The organism is Undibacterium sp. Di26W, assembly GCF_049340265.1.
Classification (GTDB): domain Bacteria; phylum Pseudomonadota; class Gammaproteobacteria; order Burkholderiales; family Burkholderiaceae_D; genus Undibacterium.
On the sequence record NZ_JBMPOR010000006.1, the window covers coordinates 201,150 to 222,722 of the forward strand.

The 21,573-nt window shown below is 52.0% G+C and carries 19 protein-coding genes; 11 read left to right on the forward strand and 8 right to left on the reverse strand.

From position 1 onward, the window contains the following. The first annotated feature begins 5 nt into the window (after positions 1-5). Both lpdA and ACO0LM_RS10035 read left to right on the forward strand, forming a co-directional pair. On the forward strand, positions 6-2,123 hold the full coding sequence (gene lpdA / locus ACO0LM_RS10030) for a dihydrolipoyl dehydrogenase (protein WP_423036662.1): 2,118 nt from the start codon (positions 6-8) through the stop codon (positions 2,121-2,123). A gap of 180 nt (positions 2,124-2,303) precedes the next feature. Further along, on the forward strand, positions 2,304-5,210 hold the full coding sequence (locus ACO0LM_RS10035) for a M16 family metallopeptidase (RefSeq protein WP_423036664.1): 2,907 nt from the start codon (positions 2,304-2,306) through the stop codon (positions 5,208-5,210). Between the two features lie 66 nt (positions 5,211-5,276). On the opposite strand, the gene ACO0LM_RS10040 is transcribed toward ACO0LM_RS10035, so the two are convergent. Next, positions 5,277-6,344: an SAM-dependent methyltransferase gene (locus tag ACO0LM_RS10040; RefSeq protein ID WP_423036666.1), complete on the reverse strand. Its 1,068-nt coding sequence runs from the start codon at positions 6,342-6,344 to the stop codon at positions 5,277-5,279. A 237-nt stretch (positions 6,345-6,581) separates the two neighbouring features. Between ACO0LM_RS10040 and ACO0LM_RS10045 the strand changes: the two genes are divergently transcribed. From ACO0LM_RS10045 to ACO0LM_RS10055, 3 genes are all read left to right on the forward strand, one after another. Then, on the forward strand, positions 6,582-7,688 hold the full coding sequence (locus ACO0LM_RS10045) for an HD-GYP domain-containing protein (RefSeq protein WP_423036668.1): 1,107 nt from the start codon (positions 6,582-6,584) through the stop codon (positions 7,686-7,688). Positions 7,689-7,736: 48 nt separating this feature from the next. Beyond that, entirely contained in the window at positions 7,737-8,282 is a 546-nt protein-coding gene (locus tag ACO0LM_RS10050; protein WP_423036670.1) for a GNAT family N-acetyltransferase, read from the forward strand. A gap of 203 nt (positions 8,283-8,485) precedes the next feature. Beyond that, the gene (locus ACO0LM_RS10055; protein ID WP_423036672.1) at positions 8,486-9,517 is read left to right on the forward strand and encodes a GGDEF domain-containing protein; all 1,032 of its coding nucleotides are present in this window, start codon (positions 8,486-8,488) and stop codon (positions 9,515-9,517) included. Here the strand turns inward: ACO0LM_RS10055 and ACO0LM_RS10060 are convergent. The 6 genes from ACO0LM_RS10060 to ACO0LM_RS10085 all read right to left on the reverse strand — a co-directional run bounded on the left by ACO0LM_RS10060 (position 9,454) and on the right by ACO0LM_RS10085 (position 14,825). After that, positions 9,454-10,053 (reverse strand): hypothetical protein, encoded by a 600-nt coding sequence (locus ACO0LM_RS10060; RefSeq protein ID WP_422987139.1) that lies wholly within the window; start codon positions 10,051-10,053, stop codon positions 9,454-9,456. The two genes, ACO0LM_RS10055 and ACO0LM_RS10060, sit on opposite strands and share 64 nt — an antisense overlap. Positions 10,054-10,268: 215 nt before the next feature. Next, the gene (locus ACO0LM_RS10065; protein WP_423036674.1) at positions 10,269-11,531 is read right to left on the reverse strand and encodes a hypothetical protein; all 1,263 of its coding nucleotides are present in this window, start codon (positions 11,529-11,531) and stop codon (positions 10,269-10,271) included. Between the two features lie 2 nt (positions 11,532-11,533). Beyond that, a complete protein-coding gene (locus tag ACO0LM_RS10070) occupies positions 11,534-12,274 on the reverse strand; it encodes an outer membrane lipoprotein-sorting protein (RefSeq protein WP_423036676.1) in 741 nt (246 codons plus the stop codon). Positions 12,275-12,289: 15 nt separating this feature from the next. Further along, positions 12,290-13,507, reverse strand: a complete 1,218-nt coding sequence (locus ACO0LM_RS10075) for an ABC transporter permease (RefSeq protein WP_423036678.1) — start codon at positions 13,505-13,507, stop codon at positions 12,290-12,292. After that, the gene (locus ACO0LM_RS10080; protein ID WP_423036680.1) at positions 13,504-14,181 is read right to left on the reverse strand and encodes an ABC transporter ATP-binding protein; all 678 of its coding nucleotides are present in this window, start codon (positions 14,179-14,181) and stop codon (positions 13,504-13,506) included. The genes ACO0LM_RS10075 and ACO0LM_RS10080 overlap by 4 nt, the downstream gene beginning before the upstream one ends. Then, positions 14,178-14,825 carry a hypothetical protein gene (locus ACO0LM_RS10085; protein WP_423036682.1) on the reverse strand — a complete coding sequence of 216 codons (648 nt, stop codon included), beginning with the start codon at positions 14,823-14,825 and terminating at the stop codon, positions 14,178-14,180. Before ACO0LM_RS10085 ends, ACO0LM_RS10080 begins: the two co-directional genes overlap by 4 nt. 11 nt (positions 14,826-14,836) lie before the next feature. Between ACO0LM_RS10085 and ACO0LM_RS10090 the strand changes: the two genes are divergently transcribed. The 6 genes from ACO0LM_RS10090 to ACO0LM_RS10115 all read left to right on the forward strand — a co-directional run bounded on the left by ACO0LM_RS10090 (position 14,837) and on the right by ACO0LM_RS10115 (position 19,525). Beyond that, complete coding sequence (locus ACO0LM_RS10090) at positions 14,837-15,043, forward strand: hypothetical protein (protein WP_423036684.1); 207 nt, start codon at positions 14,837-14,839, stop codon at positions 15,041-15,043. 48 nt (positions 15,044-15,091) lie between these two features. Continuing rightward, a complete protein-coding gene (locus ACO0LM_RS10095) occupies positions 15,092-16,213 on the forward strand; it encodes a DUF2855 family protein (RefSeq protein WP_423036686.1) in 1,122 nt (373 codons plus the stop codon). A gap of 210 nt (positions 16,214-16,423) precedes the next feature. After that, positions 16,424-16,804 carry a tautomerase family protein gene (locus ACO0LM_RS10100; RefSeq protein ID WP_422987153.1) on the forward strand — a complete coding sequence of 127 codons (381 nt, stop codon included), beginning with the start codon at positions 16,424-16,426 and terminating at the stop codon, positions 16,802-16,804. 176 nt (positions 16,805-16,980) lie between these two features. Then, positions 16,981-17,565, forward strand: coding sequence for a TMEM175 family protein (locus ACO0LM_RS10105; RefSeq protein ID WP_423036688.1), 585 nt, complete (start codon positions 16,981-16,983; stop codon positions 17,563-17,565). Positions 17,566-17,616: 51 nt separating this feature from the next. After that, positions 17,617-18,612, forward strand: a complete 996-nt coding sequence (locus ACO0LM_RS10110) for an alpha/beta hydrolase family protein (RefSeq protein ID WP_423036690.1) — start codon at positions 17,617-17,619, stop codon at positions 18,610-18,612. Positions 18,613-18,703: 91 nt separating this feature from the next. After that, positions 18,704-19,525, forward strand: coding sequence for a DUF2189 domain-containing protein (locus ACO0LM_RS10115; RefSeq protein ID WP_423036692.1), 822 nt, complete (start codon positions 18,704-18,706; stop codon positions 19,523-19,525). Between the two features lie 45 nt (positions 19,526-19,570). On the opposite strand, the gene ACO0LM_RS10120 is transcribed toward ACO0LM_RS10115, so the two are convergent. Further along, complete coding sequence (locus tag ACO0LM_RS10120; protein WP_423036694.1) at positions 19,571-21,469, reverse strand: hypothetical protein; 1,899 nt, start codon at positions 21,467-21,469, stop codon at positions 19,571-19,573. Positions 21,470-21,573: the final 104 nt, after the last annotated feature.

Genomic DNA, 21,573 nt, shown 5'->3' on the forward strand with positions numbered 1-21,573 from the left:
AGACCATGAGCACAATCGAAGTCAAAGTACCCGATATCGGTGATTTCAAGGAAGTTGAAGTCATAGAATTGCTGGTCAAGGTGGGCGATACCATCAAGGTCGATCAATCGTTGGTGACTGTCGAATCTGACAAGGCCAGCATGGAAATCCCATCCAGCCATGCCGGTGTCATCAAGGAATTGAAAGTCAAGCTGGGCGACAAAATTGCCGAAGGCAGTTTGTTGCTGGTGATTGAAGCGGAAGGTGCTGCGGCAAGTGCAGCGCCAGCGGCTCAGGCAGCTCCAGCAATTGCCGCTGCTCCTGCACCAGCTTCAGTACCTGCCGCAGCCCCTGTTGCAGCAACGCCCGCCGGGCCGGTAGGCATAGTCGAAGTTAAAGTGCCTGATATTGGTGATTTCAAGGAAGTTGAAGTCATCGAAGTCATGGTCAAGGTCGGCGACAGCATCAAGGTCGACCAGTCCCTGATCACCGTCGAATCGGACAAGGCCAGTATGGAAATTCCATCCAGCCACGCCGGTAAGGTAAAAGAAATCAAGGTCAAGGTTGGCGACAAGGTGGCCGAAGGCAGCTTGCTGTTGCTGGTTGAGGCGGCAGGTCAGGCTGCTCCGGCAGCAGCGTCGACTCCAGTTGCTGCAGCGCCAGCAGCACCTGCAGTACCTGTGGTGCCAGCCCCAATCGCTTCCGGGTACACCGGCAAAGTTGATATCGAATGCGACATGATGGTGCTGGGCGCTGGTCCTGGTGGTTATTCAGCAGCTTTCCGGTCTGCTGACCTGGGCATGAATACCGTGCTGGTGGAGCGTTATTCCACCCTCGGTGGGGTTTGCCTGAATGTAGGTTGTATTCCATCCAAGGCGCTGTTGCATGTCGCAGCGGTGATTGATGAAACTGCATCCATGGGGGCACACGGCGTGACGTTTGCCAAGCCGGAAATTGACATCGACAAATTGCGCAGCTACAAGGAAGGCGTCATCAAGAAAATGACGACCGGCCTGACAGGTATGGCAAAGGCCCGCAAGGTCAATGTCGTGCAGGGTGTAGGCCAGTTCCTTAGCCCTTACCATATTGAAGTCACCGCGGCTGATGGCAGCAAGAAAACCGTACAGTTCAAGCAAGCAATTATCGCTGCGGGTTCTTCTGTGGTGAATCTGCCTTTCGTACCGGCTGATCCGCGTATCGTTGACAGTACCGGCGCGCTGGAATTGCGCCAGGTACCTAAGCGCATGCTGGTTATCGGTGGTGGCATTATCGGTCTGGAAATGGCGACCGTGTATTCAACCCTGGGTGCCCGCATCGATGTCGTCGAAATGCTGGATGGTCTGATGCAGGGCGCGGACCGTGACATGGTCAAGGTCTGGCAAAAATTCAATGAAAAACGTTTTGACAACATCATGTTGAAAACCAAAACGGTTGCCGTTGAAGCACTACCTGAAGGTATCAAGGTCACATTTGAAGCTGCCGAAGCAGGTGCAACTGCGCCCGCGCCCCACGTCTATGACCTGGTGCTGGTGGCAGTAGGCCGCAGCCCTAACGGCAAGAAGATTGCTGCCGACAAGGCTGGCGTCGCCGTGACTGAGCGTGGCTTCATCAATGTTGACAAGCAAATGCGTACCAATGTGCCGCATATCTTTGCGATTGGCGACCTGGTAGGCCAACCCATGCTGGCACACAAGGCCGTGCATGAAGCCCATGTGGCAGCCGAAGCCGCAAGGGGTGAAAAAGCTTACTTTGATGCCAGCGTGATTCCATCGGTTGCTTACACCGACCCTGAAGTCGCATGGGTAGGTATGACCGAAGATGAAGCCAAGGCCAAGGGTGTCAAGCTGGAAAAAGGTCATTTCCCATGGGCGGCTTCTGGTCGTGCAGTGGCGAACGGGCGTGATGAAGGCTTCACCAAGTTGCTGTTCGATGCTGAAACCAAACGCATCGTCGGTGGCGGCATGGTCGGCACGCACGCCGGTGACATGATAGGTGAGATCGCCCTGGCAATCGAGATGGGTGCGGATGCAGTCGATATCGGCAAGACCATCCATCCCCATCCTACCCTGGGTGAATCGATAGGCATGGCGGCAGAAGTGTATAAAGGTGTCTGTACTGACTTGCCACCCCAGCGCAAGAAATAAGGCGTCTTGACGGTAAATAGTAAGATGGCAATCAAAACCCCCGTTTCAGGAAACTGCAGCGGGGGTTTTGCTTTTGTGGCGCTGTCCAAGGGACTGCGCATTTGCTGAACTTGTTCTTGCATTTGCAGTCTTATGACGACAATATCATCTACCTCAATGATTTCCTTATCCGGAGAAAAAATGAAAAACATGCTACCTGCCATGCCGGTTTCACCCCTTGCTTTGACCCTGACTCTGGCACTGACTGGCCTTGCCCTACCCCTGCAAGCGCAAGATTCAGGCACCAGTGGCGTCAGGCCTGCAAACAAATCTGTCAAGGAAGCAGCGGGCAGCAAAGATGTATTGCCATTCCAGGCGACGGAAAAGCTGTTGCCAAATGGTTTGAAAATCATCATCGTGCCTACCGGTTTACCGAATATCGTATCGGTACAGATTCCGGTACAGACTGGTTCACGCAATGAGGTAGAACCTGGCAAATCCGGTTTCGCGCATTTCTTTGAACATATGATGTTTCGTGGTACCAGGGAAATCCCGGCAGACAAGTACAAGGATATCCTGACCGCCACTGGCGCACGTCAGAATGCCTATACCAGCGATGACCTGACGAATTACCACACGACCTTTTCCAAGGAAGACCTGGAAACGGTATTGAGAATTGAAGCAGATCGTTTCCAGCATCTGTCCTATAGCGAAAGCGACTTCAAAACCGAATCACGCGCCGTGCTGGGTGAATACAATAAAAACAGCGCCAATCCCATCAGCAAATTGCTGGAAGTGATGCGTGATACGGCTTTCCAGAAACATACTTATAAACATACGACCATGGGCTTCCTCAAGGATATTGAGGACATGCCGAATCAATATGCGTATTCCAAGACCTTTTTTGATCGCTGGTACCGGCCGGAATACACCACCATCATCGTGGCCGGTGATGTCGAACCCAAATCCGCCATTGCCCTGATAGAAAAATACTGGGGCCAGTGGCAGCGCGGTAAAGCGCAGGCACCAGTGCCGGCCGAACCGCCAGCCACGGGTGCCCTGTACAAGCATGTGCCGTGGCCTAGCCCGACCTTGCCGTATGTCGCTGTTTCTTTCCATGCACCGGCTTTTTCCGTGACGAACAAGGAACACGCAGCATTGAGCATGTTGCTGTCTTTGTCCTTCGGCAGTACTTCGGATATCTATAAGCGCTTGCAGCAGGATGAACAAAAGGTCGATCAGTTATTTGATTTCACACCTCCCAGTGTAGATCCCGGCCTGGCGACCATAGGTGCGCGCGTCAAGAAGGCAGAAGATACCGTGTATGTGCGTGACGCCATCCTGCAAAAAATCGCCCGCATTGTCCAGACACCTTTATCCGGGCAGGAACTGGCCGACGCCAAGTCCGCACTCAAATATGGCCTGATACGCAGCCTCGATAACACCGACCAGATCGCTGGTACCCTGGCACGCTTTGTCCATTACAAACGCTCTTACGCCACCATCAATCAGTTTTATCAAGTGATTGATAGCCTGACGCCTGCAGATTTACAGGCGGTCGCCAAAAAATACCTGATTGACGATGGCATGGTCGTCACCAGCCTGTCCAATACTGCCTTGCCAACGGAGTTGAGCAGCTTGCCGAAACTGGCGAGTTTCAATGACCAGCCTGTGGATAGCAAGTTTGACGTACTGGTGCAGGCATCGAAGTTGCCGCAAATCCGCTTCAAGCTGGTGTTTGCTGCCGGTTCGGCACAAGACCCGACAGGCAAGGAAGGGCTGGCCAGAATGACGGCGGCGATGATAGACAGTGCTGGTTCCAAAGAGCGCAAGATCGATGAAGTCAAGAAAATTCTGTTCCCGCTGGCAGCCAGTTTCTCGGCCCAGACGGATAAGGAAATGACCAGCTTCAGCGGTTCCGTGCACAAGGAAAAATGGAAGGAATTCATCCAGATCGCTTTGCCGCAATTACTGGAACCCGGCTTCCGTGAAGAAGACTTCCGCCGTATCAAGGATGAACAGAAAAATGCCTTGTTGCTGGACCTGAAAGACAATAACGAAGAAGAATTTGCCAAAGAACGTTTGCAGACCAATGTATTTGCTGGTTCTGCCTACGCTCACCCGGTGCTGGGAACGGTCAAAGGTATAGACGCCATTACCCTGGATGATGTCAAACAATTCTGGAAAAAAGCGTATACCACAGGTGCACTGAAGGTAGGTATTTCTGGTGACGTATCTGACGCCATGGTGACCAGCCTGAAGCAAGCCCTGAGCAAATTGCCCGATGGTGCTGGCGTGGCTGCGATTGCTGCACCGGTTGGCAAAGTCAGCCAGGGCATGGAAGTTGAAATCATAGAAAAGAATACCCGGGCAACAGCGATTTCCATGGGCTTTCCGATTGCGGTCACCCGTTCACATCCTGATTTTGCGGCACTGTGGCTGGCGAAAACCTGGCTGGGTGAGCATCGTTCCAGTTCTTCCCACCTGTATCAGCGCATACGCGAAATACGTGGGATGAATTACGGTGATTATGCGTATATCGAGGCCTTCCCGGGTGGTATGTTCTTGTCTTTCCCGACGCCAAATCGTGCCCGTCAGTCGCAGTTGTTTGAAATCTGGATACGCCCGGTAGCGCCTGAAAATGCCCACATGGCCCTGCGTGTCGCCGTCGCTGAACTCGACAAGATGGTGAACCAGGGATTGAGCAAAGAACAGTTTGAAATCACCCGTACTTACCTGATGAAGAATGTCTTCATGATGACGGCAACGCAAGACCAGCAACTGGGTTATGCCTTGGATGCGCAATGGTATCGCACGCCAGAGTTCACGAAAATGATGCGCGATAATTTGTCTAAACTCAGTCTTGCCGATGTCAATGCTGCCATGAAAAAACACCTGTCGGCACAAAACATGTCGGTGGTCATGATCGCCAAAGATGCGGCGGGCCTGAAAGACAAACTGGTATCCGATGGTTTTTCTGCGATCAAATACAATTCGGAAAAACCCAGGGAATTGCTGGATGAAGACCTCGTCATTGGTAACCGCAAGTTGAACATCAAGGCGGAAGCCGTCAGTATCACTCCTGCGACCAGGGTGTTTGCTGAATAAGAGATGGTAGTTGAATTAAAAAAATCCTGAAACCAACAAGGTTTCAGGATTTTTTTTTCATCATTTTTAAAGCGCTTTTTGTACGATCAAACCGATCGACGTCACCACATATTTTTCTATCTGCAGGCGTAAATGGGTATCTTGTATGTAGGGTGCAAGATCAACATGGCCGTCAGCGTAACCATCACCCTCATCCCAGTCTATGTCTATCTGGTGGCCCTGTGCCTGCAAGGTGCTGATGATTTCTTCAATATCACGCTTGCGGAACAGTACGGTTGCGCCACTGTCTACCGTGTCGTCATTGGATGACATATTAAACTCGGTCGTATGGATGGCAAACCCGCCTGGCTTCAGGCAATGCATGGCATTGTAGACAAAATTCTTGCCATGTTCGATAGAACCCAGATGTTCAAATGCGCATGAAGACCAGAGGAAATCGAATTTGCCATGCAGTTCTTCACTGATATTGTTCATATCGGCAAACTTGAATTCGACCAGCCTGTGCAACTCTTTTTCATCACACAGATTTCTCTGATTGATGGCTTCAAAGCCATTCGCGTGCTGGGTCGATTCTACCCAACCCTTGGCCTGCGCTTCTTCTGTGAACAGATCGGTCGCCACGATACTGGCACCGTGGGCGGCGAACAGGGCAGTCAGTGGTTCAGTGCCCACTGCAAAACCCAGCCCCAGTTGCCCGGCCTGAAGCATGCCGCGTTCTTTCAGGGCCTGGGTAATAAACGCCCATTCCCAAATTTTCCTGTGCATATGCCCTGGACGGTCGCCCATGCGCACGGTCCAGTACTGGAAGGTTTCAGAACGCATGACCTGCTCTGTACACATCGACGATTTTAGCAAGCTGGAAAGAGGAAGAGGAAGGGCGGGATCTTGCAGATAATCATGCCTGGCAGTCAAACGGTCTTGCCATGCCTGAATGAATTCGATAGTGTTTGGCGCGTCTGCTACGGGTGTTTCTGCAGGTAACTCAAGTACGGGTTCTGGTATGACTGGTATCAGTTCAGGCTCGGGGGCCGGTATGAATTGCTGTCGTATTCGTGCTGCCAAACCGGTTTCCCGGAACTGTCTGGGAAGCATATGCCACACCGGGGTGGCGATTTTCAGTATTTTGGTTTTCATGATAAGTCGATATGGATTATCTGTTCAGATCCGAATGCTTTACTGTATGAGTGAGTGGTATACATGCAAAAAATTCATTATTAGTGTTTATTTTAGCAAATTATTTGCAATTCAGTTAATGTTTCTTTGGGTAAATTTTTGACTCCTATGACACGACAGGCAAAACTGCCACTACACTTCAGGAATTAATAGTAATTAACATTTTGACTGACGCAGGACAACCAGGAACGCTCCACAATGAATACACCGCACGGCGCCGATACTTTTACCTGTCCGGAATTTCTGGCCATGGAACGCACTGTCATTGACGATTTTGTCGATTGCACACGTGAGGCATGTGAAGAAGCCGAGGCTTGCGTCAAGGAACTCAATAGTGGCGGCGGTACGGCCTTTATCCACCGCCTGTTCCGTGCCATGCATTCGCTCAAGGGTAATTGCCAGATGGTGGGACTGGGGCCTTTCACCGATTTACTGCACCGTATAGAGGAAATCGTCGCCAGAGTTCGCGCGAACCAGGATCCTTATTTCCGCGAACTGGGTGAATTCCTGTTGCTGGCGACCGATGAAGTCGAAGATTTATTGAATGATTTGATTTCCCGTGGCTTTACCAGCGACATACGGCGTAAACAGTTGTATGACTTGTGTGATGCACTGCAAAAAAACAGTATCTATGGTTTCCAGTCTCAGCACTTCACGGACGCCATTGCCTTGCTGGATGGCAAGGCTGAAAACAATGACAGCGCGTCAAAAAACCCGAAGGTAGGGCTGGATTTACCGGCTGACATGGACCTGATGCGCAAATTTGCGGCGCATATCGATAATCTCAGTATCTATCGCAAGAACCGCACTGACCAGGTAGCGCAATTGACAGAATCACTGAATGAGGCGCTGAATTTTTGTGTCGACGCGCAGCAACTGAAAGTCGCTTCCCTCATGCATGATGTGGGTATGAGCTTCATTCCACATAGCATCTTTAACAAGGAAGGTATACTGTCCAAGGAAGAAGTCAAAAAAATCCAGGAACATGTGGTTACCAGCAGCCAGATACTGTTGCGCTTTGGTGGCTGGGATGAGGCGGCACGCATGGTGCTGGATCATCATGAGCGTTTTGATGGTTCCGGGTATCCGAATAGCTTGCAGGGTGAGCAGATTCACCCTGGTGCCCGCATATTATCCATCGTTGATACCTTTTGCTCGGTCACCAACGAACGTTCAGACCGCAGTTACAAGCGTAGCCTGCTGAGTGCCATTTCAGAAATCAATGCCAATAGCGACAGCCAGTTCGATCCGCACATGGTTGAAGTATTCAATTCGGTGGTACGCAAGCTGATCGCCAAACAATAAATTTGCTTGTACTTTTTGATAGCCAATATCTGATATCCAATATCCTGTATGCAGATAACAAACATCCCCGATCCGGGTTTTGACGATTTAACGCTGCGCAATATACGTGTCGGTGATGTAGCAGCATGGTATGCCTACCTGAAGAACCCAAACGCCATCCGCCATACCAGCTGGAATCTGGAGTCGGCAGATGACTTGCTGCCCCAACTTGCCATTTATGAAACCGACGCTGTCAATTCACCGATACGGCTGGCTATCGTCAGAAAGGCCGATGATGTGCTGATAGGGACAGTCGGCTTCCATACCATGTCTGATCTCAATCGCAGTGCAGAACTGGCCTATGACCTGGCTCCCGCATACTGGGGCCGGCGCATCATGCCCGCCGCCGCCCGCGCCCTGTGTGAATGGGGCTTCGGCGAGGGCAGGTTGAATCGCATACAGGCCACGGTACTGGAAGGCAATGCCAATTCTGTCAGGGTACTGGAGCGACTGGGTTTTCAGCGCGAGGGGTACTTGAGGGCATTCCGCATGGTACGTGGCAAGCCCGGCAATTTCTGGATGTATGCATTGCTGCATCCGCATATTACTGACTGAATGGCAACTGGTGCTTCACTGAATTCTGAATTAATATTCTTCAAAGCTGTTTTTTTCATGCCAACACTATCGTTTTGTGTTGGACATATGCATCCTGCTTGAGTTAGTCTGGAAACGGACAGACTTAATGTTGAACTCAAGCTTGACTATGCCGAAGTGAAATGTCTGATTGCTCGCCAGCATAGCTGCCAGGGAAATTCAGTATGTTTTTAAAACGCTCAAAAGAAGAAATCATCCTGCTGATGCTCTGCGGCCTGAGCATACCCAGCATACTTCCTTTCGGCATTATCCGTATCCTCCAGAATAACTGGCTGCTGGCAACAGTTGATCTGTTGATTGTTGCCGGCATGCTGTGCATTATGCTGTTTGTCTGGCGTACCCGGCGTGTGCGCTTTGCAGGCATTGCCGTCACGGTGTTTTATTCCCTGGGTATGCTGGCCGCCGTCTATATCAAAGGGCTGGCCATCGTGTATTGGGTCTACCCCACCATGATTGCCGCATTCTTCATTTTGCGCGCGAATGAAGCCCTGATGATCAACTCAGTTTCCCTGGTGTGCCTGATTGGTATTTTGTTCAGATCGATGTCGGTACTGGATCTGTCCAGCATAGTCGTGACGCTGGTACTGATCAATCTGTTTGCCGCCATTTTTTCCCATAGAACTAACCTGCAGCATTCCGAACTGAACCAGCAGGCAGAAAAAGACTTCCTGACCGGGGTCGGCAATCGTCGCGCCTTTGACCGCAAGTTGCACGAAATTTGCGCCGACGATCATTCCGACGTGAATGCCTGTCTGCTGATCCTGGATCTTGATCATTTCAAGAAGGTGAATGATCAGTTCGGCCACCCGGTAGGGGATCAGGTGTTGATCAATTTCTGCTCGCTGCTGCGTGGGCGTATTCGTGCCATTGACAGCCTGTTTCGCTACGGTGGTGAAGAATTTGTGGTGCTCGCGATGGGTGCTGACCACATCAACGGGGCCCGTTTTGCCGAAGAATTACGTGCACTGGTAGAAAAAACAGAATTGCTGCGTGATTACCCGGTAACGGTTTCCATCGGTATCGCCAAAAAACTGCCGGGTGAAGACACCGATACCTGGTTCCAGCGTGCCGATAGCATGCTGTATGCGGCAAAACTCTCAGGACGCAATGCGGTGCGTATGGATCAGTCGCCTCACGCAGATTCTGCCGGGGGCGCTGGCGTATCGCCCTTGCTGGCCGGTTCATCATCTGGCTGATAACTCCAGGCTGGCATGAAAAGTAAAACAAACAGTGACAGCAGGGCGGTGATGGCACCGATCCAGAGAACGAACTGATTCGCCGCAATACGCTCCGGGTAAATATGCACGACCGCCCCCAGACCTATTGCATTTGCTGCAGCAACCAGTACCGCGCAGGCATAATCCTGAAAGCGCCTGGCCTTGTTGGCTGTCCTGGCCCAGCGCGGGTCAGTGTTATAACTGGGCAGATGCAGGTGGGCGTTTTCCAATCTTTCCAGGGTAGCAAGGAAATGACGCAGATTGGTGATTGAACGTTCGGCCTTGTAATTCAAGAATGCCAGGCAGATCGACGCCACCGGAAAACCCAGTACCAGCCATTCTATCGGCAATTTACTGGTCGCCTCGCCCGGTTTCAAGGCCACCAGCGCCGCCAGCAGACTCACTACCAGGGTCACATACAGCGTCAGTGCCTGATGTCTTTGGGCGATACGGGTATTCACTTCCTGATTGGCGGCAATGAAACGGTAGTTCGCATCAACATAGGATTTCGACATAAGGCGGCTTTCAGTAATCATGGCACAAGCCGCTATTATCGCTTAGAACGTGTTTACGATCTGTAGCGAGCGAATGTGCTTGCATCAGCGGGGTGAAGAGCCGCGCAAAAAGCGGAATGTACTCTAAGTACATGAGCATTTTGAGCAGCGCATGAGTTCCGATCACGCCCGCGCAGTAAGATCGTAAACCCGTTCTTAAACACAGGCTTGCGGCTTCAAAAAGCCCAGGTGGCAGACACATAGGCCATCCTGCTGTCCGGCAATTGCGCCAGTATCGCCCTGGCAGGGCCGCCATACAGGCGCAAGCCAGTGTTGATACTGATGCGGTCGCCTTGCCAGCCCATGGCTGCCGTGATGATGCGGCCATGGTCTTCCGGCGTCCACAAGATATCCAGTGAAGGTTGCCAGTTGTTTTCTTGCCAGCTCCAGCGTGCAAAAACATTCTTGCGACGGATATTGCCCGATGCCGACAGCGCCTGATTTTGCCAGGCCAGGTTATAGCCAATCACCTGGCGCATTGGCGGCAGGTGATTCACGCTGGTCGCACTGTTCTGCAAAGCCTGGTTGCGCGTGTTCCAGTCTTGCCATTCCCGCCCGGACAAGGCAGTACCGTCCCACCAGACTTCCAGGAAAAAACTGTGCTGCGATGCGGTCGTGTAATTGGCACCCAGCATGGCTTGCACGATGTTATTTTGCGTACTGTTTTGCCAGGGTGTATTGCGTTGCAACAGCGTGTTGTCGGCATTCATACGCAGGCCGGTGTCGTGCCGCATATAGCGCAGGGATGCATGCATTTCCATTTCATCGGTCGCCACCCATGATGCAGCGGCACCGACACTGCCGCCATTGTTTTGCCCGTAACGGGCAAAGCCATGCAAATCGACACCGCCGACATGATGATAAAGCCGGGCGGCGAGCGCTTGTTCATCCGCGACATCGGTAGTCGCGGCGTGACCAGGGTTGACCCATACCGCCGACACGGAAGTATGCGCGTCGAAGTATTCAGCACTGAGCAAAGGCTTGCCTATGATGGTATTGCTGATTAGTGAGCGGCGCTTTTCCTGCGCTACCACATCGTTCGGCCTGAAGCCATAGCCGACATCCCAGGCGATGGTTTTTTTACCAGCGCTGAATTGCCAGGCACCCTCTCCCATGCTGCCATACAATTCATTCAGCCAGGCCGTGGCCTGGGTACGCCCGCCATCATTCAGTTGCCCTTGCACCGTGGCGACCGCATTGATACCTTTGGCATTGGCACGCAACTCGGTTTCCATGACAGCCAACTGCGTATGACTGTTGGTCAGGCCAGGAACCAATTGATTCGCAATGGCGAGCTGGCTGGAACTGTTGCTGCTGATGTTGTTGACCAAGCCCCGGACCTGGCCGCTGAAGTCGGCCTCTTCAGCCATGGCAACCGCTGGGATGCAGAACAGCACAGCCAGCACACTGCCACGTGCATGATGTGTCAAGTCAGACATGCTTACTCCAGGCTAGGGTTTTTCGCCAAAAACATGGGATTCAGCCATTGTTCAGGCACGGTTTTTTGCTTGCGGCTGATATAGCGCACCCGCGTCTCTTTATGGCTGCTCAACTGGTCCAGCAACAGCATTTCGGCGACGGCAGTCGGTGCTTGCGGCTTGTCGAGAATGAAGCTGGCTTGCTTGGCGAGTTTTTCTGATTGCACATACAAATCTGCTTTCACAGGTTCATGCCGGCTTTTGCCCAGCCACAGTTCTATGCGCTGGTAAGCCACGGATTTGCGCACGGCATTCAGGCTCAAATGCAGGCAGGGTTTGTCATTGCATTTTTCTTCGCCGATAATCTTGCCGGTGTAATCCTGGGCCCAGCTCATGGTGGCAATGTCACCGATGGAGGCATCACCCAGCAATTTTTGCATAGGCGTAATGCGCAGCGGGCGCTGGCTGCCAGGTAACAGCATCCAGAAATCATCACCCAGCATCAAGACCTTTTGGCCTTTTTCTGCCGGGCTTTTCATCAACACCAGTGATTGATGATTGGTTTGGGAAAACACCAGATAATTTCTTTCCTTTTCCTTGCTGCCATCTTTGGCGTAAGTAGTGATCTCGGTTTCCACCTGCATGTTTTCTGTGCCTACGCGAAACTGGTCGGCGGTTTTCAACAAATCACTGACTTCATCTGCGCTGGCCAGACCAGCGGTGCTTGCCAGCAGCAGGATGGCGATGCGTGTATAGGTTTTCATGGTAGCTTCCGGTTTTTAGTTATGGGCCAGTGCATCAACAATCGCTTGGCGCAGTGTCTTGCGAGCGATCACGGCAGAAGACAGCATCGACAAGGCAATCATCGTGAAAATGGTGATCGCATACATCGCCGCATCAATACTGATCAATAATGGATAGCCGCTGGAACGTCCGGGCGGCGGTGGCATCTGCACCGGGAACACCGTCAACAGCAAAGCCACACTGATTGCCAGTACCGCACCCAGTACTGCACCTGCGCCACCCAGCAACATGCCTTCGTAAGAAAAACTGCGTGTCAGTTGCCCCGGTAAAGTACCCATGGCACGCAGGGTGCCGATTTCGCGGGTACGCTCGATAATTGCCATGGCCATGGCATTCGCCACCACAAACACCACGATAAAGCTGATGATGGCACCCAGTGCACCAAAGATACGGTTATACAAATCGCGTACTGACTTGTAAAAGAAAGCCTGTTCCAGCCAGTTTTGCACCGTCAACCCGGGCAGAGCTTGTGCCAGCCTGGCCTGGGCCGGCATGGTTGCATCCATGGAATTCAGGAACACCCCAAGGCTGGAAACCCGCTGCGTATTCAGCAATTTTTGTGCCGTCTTGATATTCGAATACACCAGACGCTTGTCCAGATCCGGTACCCCGGTTGAGACCAGGCCTTTGACCGTGACATCCACCGCATTCAGCGCACCGTCGGTGGTGCTGGCCATCAAGGTCAGGCTGCTGCCCGGCCTGGCTTTCAGACTGCGTGCCAGGGCTTCGCCCAGGACGATTTCCGCTTCTGTCGAATCCGTCTGTATCAGCTCGCCTTCCTTGACTGTCAGGGTCGGGCCTTTGACAGAAAATTCGGCATCGGGGTCTATGCCTACCGCCAGCATGATGGTGGATTTATCGCCATTGCTGATCAGGCCGCTGTATTCAATCCGGGGCAATACATAGCGCACGGCAGGGTCTGCCAGTATTTTGTTTTTCAAGTCGCCGGCATTGTCCAGTCCATACTGCAAAGGCACATCCTGGTCACTGGTGAAATGCTGGGGTTTGCCTATGATCAGGTGGCCGGTACTGCGGGCCGATATCTGGGCCAGGCCTTCATAGGTCGAATACGCAAAGCCACCTGCCAGCAAAATGGCTGCTGTACCCAGGGCGGCCACGGCAACAGTAATCGTGGAGCGGCGGCGATTGCGCAGGGTGTTATAAAACGCAAATTTGATCCAGCTCTGTTTCATTGCAGTCTCCCGTCCAGCAAGGACACGATACGATCGCTGCGGCTAGTCAAGCGGTTGTCATGGCTGGCGATGACAAAAGCCACGCCTTCGGCATGGCCGCGTTCACGCATCAGGTCCAGCACCTGATCAGCAGTGTGGGAATCCAGGCTGGCCGTTGGTTCATCAGCGATCACCAGGCTGGGTCGTTTGATCAGCGCACGGGCAATCGCCACCCGTTGCCGCTGGCCTCCCGACAAGGCATCCGGCAAATGCTGTGCATGTTCATACAGGCCGACAGCCTTCAATTGTGCGGCAACACGTTCGCGTCGTTCTGCCAGCGGCACACCGGTCAGGAACAGCGGGTAATCGACGTTTTCAGCCACCGTCATGACCGGTACCAGGTTAAAGCTCTGGAAGATAAAGCCTATGGTGTCGCGTCTTTGCAGTGTTTTTTGTGTTTCGCTGTATTGGTCGATGTTGACGCCGTTCAGCAAGATGTCACCGGCATCCGCATCGTCGATCAATCCGCACAGATTCAATATCGTGCTCTTGCCGCTGCCTGAAGGACCAGTCAGTGCCAGCAGCTCACCACGGGCCAGTGACAGGTCTACCCCTTGCAAGGCTTTGACCACATGGGCGCCCAGGCGATAGGTTTTGTGAACTGCATGCAGTTCAATCGCAGGTGCCAGGCTCATGATGGAATCCCTTTCAGCATGGCTTTGGCGGCTTCTGCCTGTGGCAGGTTTTGTTTGACGGCTTCATCCAGGTAGCGCTTGGCATCTTCAGGCCGTTTTTGCTCATTGGCCAAGGCTGCGGCACGCATCAGTACCGAACTACGGAAACCCGGTTCGGCCTTCTCGAATTGTTTGTGTTCCAGTACCTCGTTGAGCAATTTGATACCACGCGGGCCGCGGTTCATGAAGGCGGGTACGGCTAAGAACGTGGTTGCCGACACAAATTTGACTTCCAGTATGACCGGCGTGCTGCCATGTCCCTGCGCATTCTCATTGTTGGCTGCCAGTTGCAGGGCTTTTTCCAGCATGGCCAGACCTTCTTCTGCATAGGCCATTTTTTTCCACGGGAACATCGTTGTGGTTGCCAGTTTGCTGGTGCTGGCACCGGCATAGGCCATCAGCAGCGGACTGGCCGGATCTTGCTTCAGCAATTCATTGAAGGCAGTCGCGGTACTTTCTTCATTGCCCTTGGCGGGTTGTATGAACTGCTGGAAAGCAGTCTGGAACTGGGTAGTTGAAAACGCCAGTGCCTGGGTGGACAGGACAAAGAACAGGCTGCTGGCCAGCATAAATTTTTTACCGGCGGTGGTGTGAATGAGTGACATATGAGGCTCCTGTGCAGATGGAAGAGATGAATGTGGTGTGGCTTGTGCGACAGATGGAGCCTAAACAGGCCGCTGCCAGCTCTCAACGGCTATGCGACCGGTTGCAGAAGTTTGGTGTGAGCGGTGTTGAAAACGGCGCGAAGCGTGATGCGCGCAAGTGGAGGGAAATATTGTGTTTCTGGAAATTTAAAATGAAACTGAAGACGCAGAAAAAATAGCAAAATCATGTAATACTTAATTTTTTTAAAAAAACAGATAACGAGACCATGACCATCCAGCCCAAAGAATTCATCGTAAATAAAGGCAATTTGCCGGACGCCAGATTTGTAGCGCTACAGGTGCCAGAACCGGCTGATCTGAAAGACGGACAGGTGCTGCTGCAGATAGACCGCTTTGCCTTTACCTCCAACAATGTCACTTACGCCGCTTTTGGCAAGGCCATGCAATACTGGAATTTCTTTCCTACGGAAGAGGGCTGGGGCAATATCCCGGTCTGGGGATTTGCCGATGTGCTGGCCTCAAAGGCCGATGGTGTAGGTGTGGGTGAACGTTTCTATGGTTATTACCCGATGGCGACCCATCTGACGGTGAATGCCACCAGGGTGTCGGATGCCGGTTTTACTGATGGGGCGGAACATCGCCAGGCCATGCATGGCTTGTATAACCACTACGTCAGGACCACGACCGATCCGGGCTACACCAAAGAATCAGAAGATGTGCAGGTCTTGCTGCGACCGCTGTTTATCACCTCCTTCATGATCGATGATTTTCTCGATGACAATCAGTTCTTTGGTGCGCAATCTGTGCTGATATCCAGCGCTTCCAGCAAAACTGCGTATGGCCTGGCATTCATGCTGTCGTTACGCAAAGACAAGGCTTGCAAGATCATCGGCCTGACCTCGGCGGCGAACCTCGAATTTGTACGCAATATGGGTATCTATGACCAGGTGATCAGTTACGATCAGGTCGCCACGCTGGCAGCCGGCCAGCCAGTAGTCTATGTGGACATGGCAGGCAACGGACAATTACGCAGCCAGTTGCATCATCATTTTGGCGACAATATGAAATACAGTTGTGCCGTGGGTGGCACCCACTGGGACGAACTGAGTGGTGCATCCGATTTACCGGGCGCCAGGTCGACCCTGTTTTTTGCCCCGGCACAAATTAAAAAACGCATGACAGACTGGGGCCCGGGTGGTGTACAGACCCGGTTGGCACACGCATGGCAAGCCTTTATGCAGCCAGTCATGGCCGCTGAAAAACCATGGATGCAAGTCACCCACGGTTATGGCGAAGCCGATGTGCGTCAGGTCTACGAAACCATGCTGAGCGGTGCCGCGCGCCCGGACCAGGGGAGCGTGCTGTCACTGTGCCGGGTACTTGACTAGGTCAACACATTCTGATCAGTGATCTTGTTCCTGGATGCCTGTTGATTCCGTCTTGTTGCTAAAGCTGAAATTATTTTCAATAATTTGATAAAATGGTAATACTCATTCCAATACAGGGAATGAGCTGCCTCAGCTTAAGGCCAGCCGGGCGACGTTACACCACATCCTGCGTCGTCTTGCTTGCCACAATTTGCGTGGAAAGGAGACATCATGCCCTTAGTCACAATCACCGTCTGCAAACCCAAATCCCTGCTTTTCAAAGAAACCGTATTGAATGCCGTGCATGCCGCACTGGTTGAAGCGGGTGTGCCGGAGACGGACAAGTTTCAACGCATCCTGGAACTGGATACAGAAAATTTTCGTTTCGATCCGCATTATCCTGATTTGCATAAAAACCGTAACCAGGACTTTGTCTTGATAGAGATACTCTGGTCGGTAGGCCGTAGTGTCAATGTCAAGAAAAAATTACTGGATAGCCTGATGAAGCGACTCTGCGACAAGAGCATGAATCCGGAAAACATCATGGTCTGTTTCAGGGAAACTGCCTGGGAAAACTGGTCATTTGCAGGCGGGCGATTGCTGCATACCTGAGAGTCAGGGTGTAAGGCTGTCTGATGAAATGCACTTTGGAATCGGCGCTGACCGGTATACCATGGCGACTGACGCAGCACATCCTGGTTCCTCACGAACACCGTAGCAGTTTGCTGCTGGCGGTAGAAGTGTATATCCGATCACACACACAAAACCAAAGGATGAGGTAGTTAATAATGGGAAAAACCAGACTGGAAGCATTCAGCGACGGCGTTATCGCTATCCTGCTCACCATCATGGTGCTGGAAATGAAGGTGCCGCATGGCGGTACGCTGGATACCTTGCTGCAGGTCTGGCCTGTATTCTTCAGTTATGTACTGAGCTTTATCTACGTCGGCATCTACTGGAATAACCACCACCACATGCTGCATACCTGCCACCGGGTCACCGGCGGCATTCTGTGGGCGAACCTGCATTTGCTGTTCTGGCTATCCTTGATTCCTTTTGCATCTGGCTGGGTAGGTGAAAACCATTTCGCCTCTGCCCCGGTGGCGTTGTATGGCCTGGTCTTGCTGTTGGCTGCCATCGCCTATTTTATTTTGCAGCAGCAGATCATTGCGACCCAGGGACCGGATTCGATTTTGAAAAAAGCCGTCGGCACCGACTGGAAGGGCAAGCTATCGCCGATTACCTATGCAACAGGAATTCCCCTGGCGTTCTGGTATCCGCTGGTTTCCATGGCCTTATACGTCAGCATGGCCATGATCTGGCTGATACCTGATCGCCGCATCGAAAGAGCCTTGAGAAATCATGACGCTTGAAGCGCCGGTGCCTGATTCCACTACCATGTAATTTATCTATCCTATAAAACCATGCGCCTCATTTTATCTGCTGTATTAAGTATTGGTATTGCCAGTTTGAGTTTCTGTGCTGTCGGTGTGGCCGCTGACCTGCCAGTTCAGCTTGCTCCGTCCGTGACTGAACAAGATATGGTCCTTGCGACCGACACCGGCAAGATCGCCGGCAGCCTGCTTTTGCCTGCTGGTCAGGGTAAAGTACCAGTGGTACTGATCATTGCCGGGTCCGGGCCGACAGACAGGGATGGCAATTCCGCAGGCATGAAGGGTAAAAACAATTCCCTGAAAATGCTGGCGCAAGATATGGCCGCAACCGGGTTTGCGTCTCTGCGTTTTGACAAGCGCGGTATTGCAGCCAGCGCTGCGGCGGCCACCAGCGAATCGGCCCTGCGTTTTGAAACCTATGTCCAGGATGCGGTTGCCTGGCTGAAGTTGCTGAAAGCCGACGCCCGTTTTTCTGGGGTGGCCATGCTCGGTCATAGCGAGGGATCACTGATTGCCATCCTGTCGGCACAGCAGGAACAGGTGAGGGCAGTGATATCGATTGCTGGCCCGGCAAAAAATGCAGGCGACATATTGCGTCAGCAATTCCAGGGCAAATTGCCGCCTTTGCTGGCACAAAAAAATGAAGAGATCATCAGCGCCCTGCAAGCCGGGAAACTGGTCAGTGATGTACCGCCAGAACTGAAAGCTTTATATCGTGACAGCGTACAACCCTATCTGATTTCCTGGTTTCGCTATACCCCGGAAAACGAAATCGGCAAGCTGAATTGCCCGGTCTTGCTGTTGCAAGGTGACAATGACATACAGGTCGACGCAAAACAATTGACTGCCCTGAAAGCTGCCAAACCAGACGCTACGCAACTGCTGGTACACAATATGAATCATGTACTGAAGATTGTGACTGGCGACATGAGTCAGCAAATAGCTTCCTATGGTGACCCAAGCCTGCCACCGGCCCCCGAATTGTCGTCTGCCCTGACAAGTTTTTTGCACGACAAATTGAAATGAGTCAGGCTTAAGTATTGGCGACAAGCATTGCCATGCTACCCATCCTGACTTAGGATATCAGTCAAACGATCATAATAAGTGGGGACAGCTAATGAGCAATCAAGGCAGGGACGAAGATAGCGCTCCACCCGATATCAAGACCGTGATCGACAACGAGGCAGTTTTCCCACCCTTGCGGCGGGTGGGAATATGGCGTCCTTTCGCCTGGCTGAAAATGGGCTGGCAAGATTTTCGTGCATCCGGTGGCGCCAGCTTATTCTATGGCGTCTGCTTTGCTGCCATGGGCTTGGTATTGAAACTGATATTGAATAATGCACCTGAATATCTGTCTGCCCTGACCTGTGGTTTCCTGCTGGTAGGCCCTTTGCTGGCGCTGGGTTTATACGATATCAGCCGCCGCCTGGAAAATATTCGTTCGGGTTTGTTGGGCAGCGTGTTTTCCATGCGCGGGCGCTGGAGCAATATCGGTGTACTGGCGCTGGTATTGGCCGTCATCATGATGGTGTGGGCGCGCGCTTCGCTGGTGATCTTTGCTTTGTTCTATAACAAGGGCATGCCCACCATGCATGGTTTTCTGGCGCAGCTTTTTTCCCTGAATAACCTGGAATTCCTGGGTGTCTACCTGTGTATAGGTTTTATTTTCGCCAGCCTGGTATTTGCGATTAGCTGGGTATCCATACCGCTGATGCTGGACAGGGACACCGATGCCATCACGTCCATGATCATCAGCTGCGTGGCCCTGTTCGTCAATGTGCCAGTGACGCTGGTATGGGCGTCACTCATTATCGCCAGTGTGGTACTGGGTTTCATGACCTGGAACCTCGGTTTCCTGATCATCATGCCCATCATTGGCCATGCAACCTGGCATGCGTATAAGGAAGTTGTTGGCACAACCGCAGATCGCAGTGAATAAATACGTCAGATCCAGGTCCGCACGACCTGAGATCGTAAATAGGTTCTAAGCGTTAAGATTGATGATGCTTGCGGTGTTGCCCTTTTTTCCTGGCTGTCCCAGGTCTTCTGCCAGATGATAGGCATGCTCTGCTGCTGTATCATGCTGCTGATTGTATGGGCGCTCGTGCAAGTCCAGTTTGACTGGTTGCACTGCCGTTACCTCTTCTGGTGCTGTCACCGCATCGGTGTCTGGCATCCCCCATCTTTTTGTCAGCTTTTGTTCAATTCCATCTCCCATTCGAAAAGCTGCTATTGCTGCAGCAATCAGGGGATTGACGGCTGTTGGTGCTCCTGTTTGTACTCCAGTTTGTACTCCATTAACGCTGGTAGCCGTAGTGGTCACCGCATTCTCAAGCATTGCTGAGCTTGGCTGAATACTGGTATTGGTTGTTGGTGTTGGGATGGATGCGGGGATTGATGCAGTAATGTTTGTTGCAGCAGGCAAGCTTACCAGCGGAAGTGAGCTATCGATCCTGGTATTGTTCGCGCCTGATGCCGCATTGGCCAGGTCAACTTTAGCTTGCAGTGCTTCGGAAAAGCGGATTGCCTGATTGGCTGTGATCTGGTCTTCGACGACAATCTGCTCTGGGACGACAATATTGTTCAATTTTACGGGAACAGTTACCACGTCATTTTCTGGCAAGCTGTTTACTGACGGTGACGATACTGACAGGGGGGGCGCAGGAGGCTCGCTCAGCGATGCCTGGTTTGCTTGCAAGTTGCTTGTGTTATCCAGTGTGACTGTATCTAGGGCGGGCGTGTTCAATACATTTGACTGAGCTTGATTAACCGTACCCGTACTACCCGTACTTTCCCTGCCTGCCGTGGTAGCAGGGAGATTCCCGGTTTCTGCTGTAGGTGAAGATACCGCGGCTGGTGAGACTATATTCGGCTCTGTTATGGCAGGCGTATTAGTTTGATCCAGTATTGCTACATCATTTGTCACTGGCAATTCTGCTGAAGTGGCCTGGCTTGCTGGTGAAATGCTGCTGGCAGCTTTAGTCTGATCAATGACAACATTGGAATTTGATGCAACACTGGGATTCAAAATTTCAGCAGGGGGATTGTTAGTGCTGGCTATTGCTGACAAGAGTGCCTCTGTCGTCAATACCTGATTGAGAAGAATCTCCGCGTTGCCAGGAACTAGCTCATTTGTATTCGTCACGCTTGAAGGGCTGGTGTTGCCAGTCGCGTCCGTGGCACTGGTGCTGGTAGTGGCAAGGGCTGTCTTTTGGGTGCTTGCGGTAGTGAAAATATTACCTGAAGAAAATTCTTGATTTTGGATAATCAGGGTGGTCTCTGCATTTCCCAGGAGTTGTAAAGATTGTGTCAATAAGGATATTGTCGCGGACGGGTCTTTCGTCAGTGCGTTTTGAAATGTTGCCACATCCAGGGTCAATAGCGTGTCATTACCCGGGAGGGCGGTATTTTGTAAGCTGATACCTATTTTCGCCAGTTGCTCAAATAAAGTTTCGCCAGCCGCGTTCAAGGTACCGGCATTCATGGCTTGTAGCAAGCTGTCGTTGCTAGTCGGTATCAAAGGATACGCTGCAGGACTGGAATTGCTTGCCTGGAAGCGGTTAAAGCTGTCTACCAATAGTTCTGCAATCAGCGTGAGTTGAGCCATATCCAGCTTAGTCTGCTTGGTCTGGTTCGTATCGGCCTGAATAACTGCATCGTTTACCGCCACTGGCGCCGTGTTTTTGCTCTGCAGGCGAGTCGTGCTGGCAAGCAATTCACCCAAAGTAGAAACGTCGACGATAATACTATTGCTTTGGATTGCATCCAGGAAACTCTGATGAGCGCTCGCTCCCGACGACAGTGCATTGACTGTATTCAGGCTGAAGTCTGATGCAGTTTGTAGTGCCGGTATCGATACGGAAGCGACTGGCGAGATGTTCATGTTGTGCCTGCTTTCTATGCGGCATATTCTGATTGATGCCCAAGACATGAGTCTCTTCGGTCATTGGCAGTACGTCCGTACGCTGACACACTTTGTCTACGGTA

Coding starts and splice junctions, on each gene's coding strand:
- lpdA (WP_423036662.1), top strand. CDS start 6: ATGAGCACAATCGAAGTCAAAGTACCCGATATCGGTGATTTCAAGGAA.
- ACO0LM_RS10035 (WP_423036664.1), top strand. CDS start 2,304: ATGAAAAACATGCTACCTGCCATGCCGGTTTCACCCCTTGCTTTGACC.
- ACO0LM_RS10040 (WP_423036666.1), bottom strand. CDS start 6,344: ATGAAAACCAAAATACTGAAAATCGCCACCCCGGTGTGGCATATGCTT.
- ACO0LM_RS10045 (WP_423036668.1), top strand. CDS start 6,582: ATGAATACACCGCACGGCGCCGATACTTTTACCTGTCCGGAATTTCTG.
- ACO0LM_RS10050 (WP_423036670.1), top strand. CDS start 7,737: ATGCAGATAACAAACATCCCCGATCCGGGTTTTGACGATTTAACGCTG.
- ACO0LM_RS10055 (WP_423036672.1), top strand. CDS start 8,486: ATGTTTTTAAAACGCTCAAAAGAAGAAATCATCCTGCTGATGCTCTGC.
- ACO0LM_RS10060 (WP_422987139.1), bottom strand. CDS start 10,053: ATGTCGAAATCCTATGTTGATGCGAACTACCGTTTCATTGCCGCCAAT.
- ACO0LM_RS10065 (WP_423036674.1), bottom strand. CDS start 11,531: ATGTCTGACTTGACACATCATGCACGTGGCAGTGTGCTGGCTGTGCTG.
- ACO0LM_RS10070 (WP_423036676.1), bottom strand. CDS start 12,274: ATGAAAACCTATACACGCATCGCCATCCTGCTGCTGGCAAGCACCGCT.
- ACO0LM_RS10075 (WP_423036678.1), bottom strand. CDS start 13,507: ATGAAACAGAGCTGGATCAAATTTGCGTTTTATAACACCCTGCGCAAT.
- ACO0LM_RS10080 (WP_423036680.1), bottom strand. CDS start 14,181: ATGAGCCTGGCACCTGCGATTGAACTGCATGCAGTTCACAAAACCTAT.
- ACO0LM_RS10085 (WP_423036682.1), bottom strand. CDS start 14,825: ATGTCACTCATTCACACCACCGCCGGTAAAAAATTTATGCTGGCCAGC.
- ACO0LM_RS10095 (WP_423036686.1), top strand. CDS start 15,092: ATGACCATCCAGCCCAAAGAATTCATCGTAAATAAAGGCAATTTGCCG.
- ACO0LM_RS10100 (WP_422987153.1), top strand. CDS start 16,424: ATGCCCTTAGTCACAATCACCGTCTGCAAACCCAAATCCCTGCTTTTC.
- ACO0LM_RS10105 (WP_423036688.1), top strand. CDS start 16,981: ATGGGAAAAACCAGACTGGAAGCATTCAGCGACGGCGTTATCGCTATC.
- ACO0LM_RS10110 (WP_423036690.1), top strand. CDS start 17,617: ATGCGCCTCATTTTATCTGCTGTATTAAGTATTGGTATTGCCAGTTTG.
- ACO0LM_RS10115 (WP_423036692.1), top strand. CDS start 18,704: ATGAGCAATCAAGGCAGGGACGAAGATAGCGCTCCACCCGATATCAAG.
- ACO0LM_RS10120 (WP_423036694.1), bottom strand. CDS start 21,469: ATGAACATCTCGCCAGTCGCTTCCGTATCGATACCGGCACTACAAACT.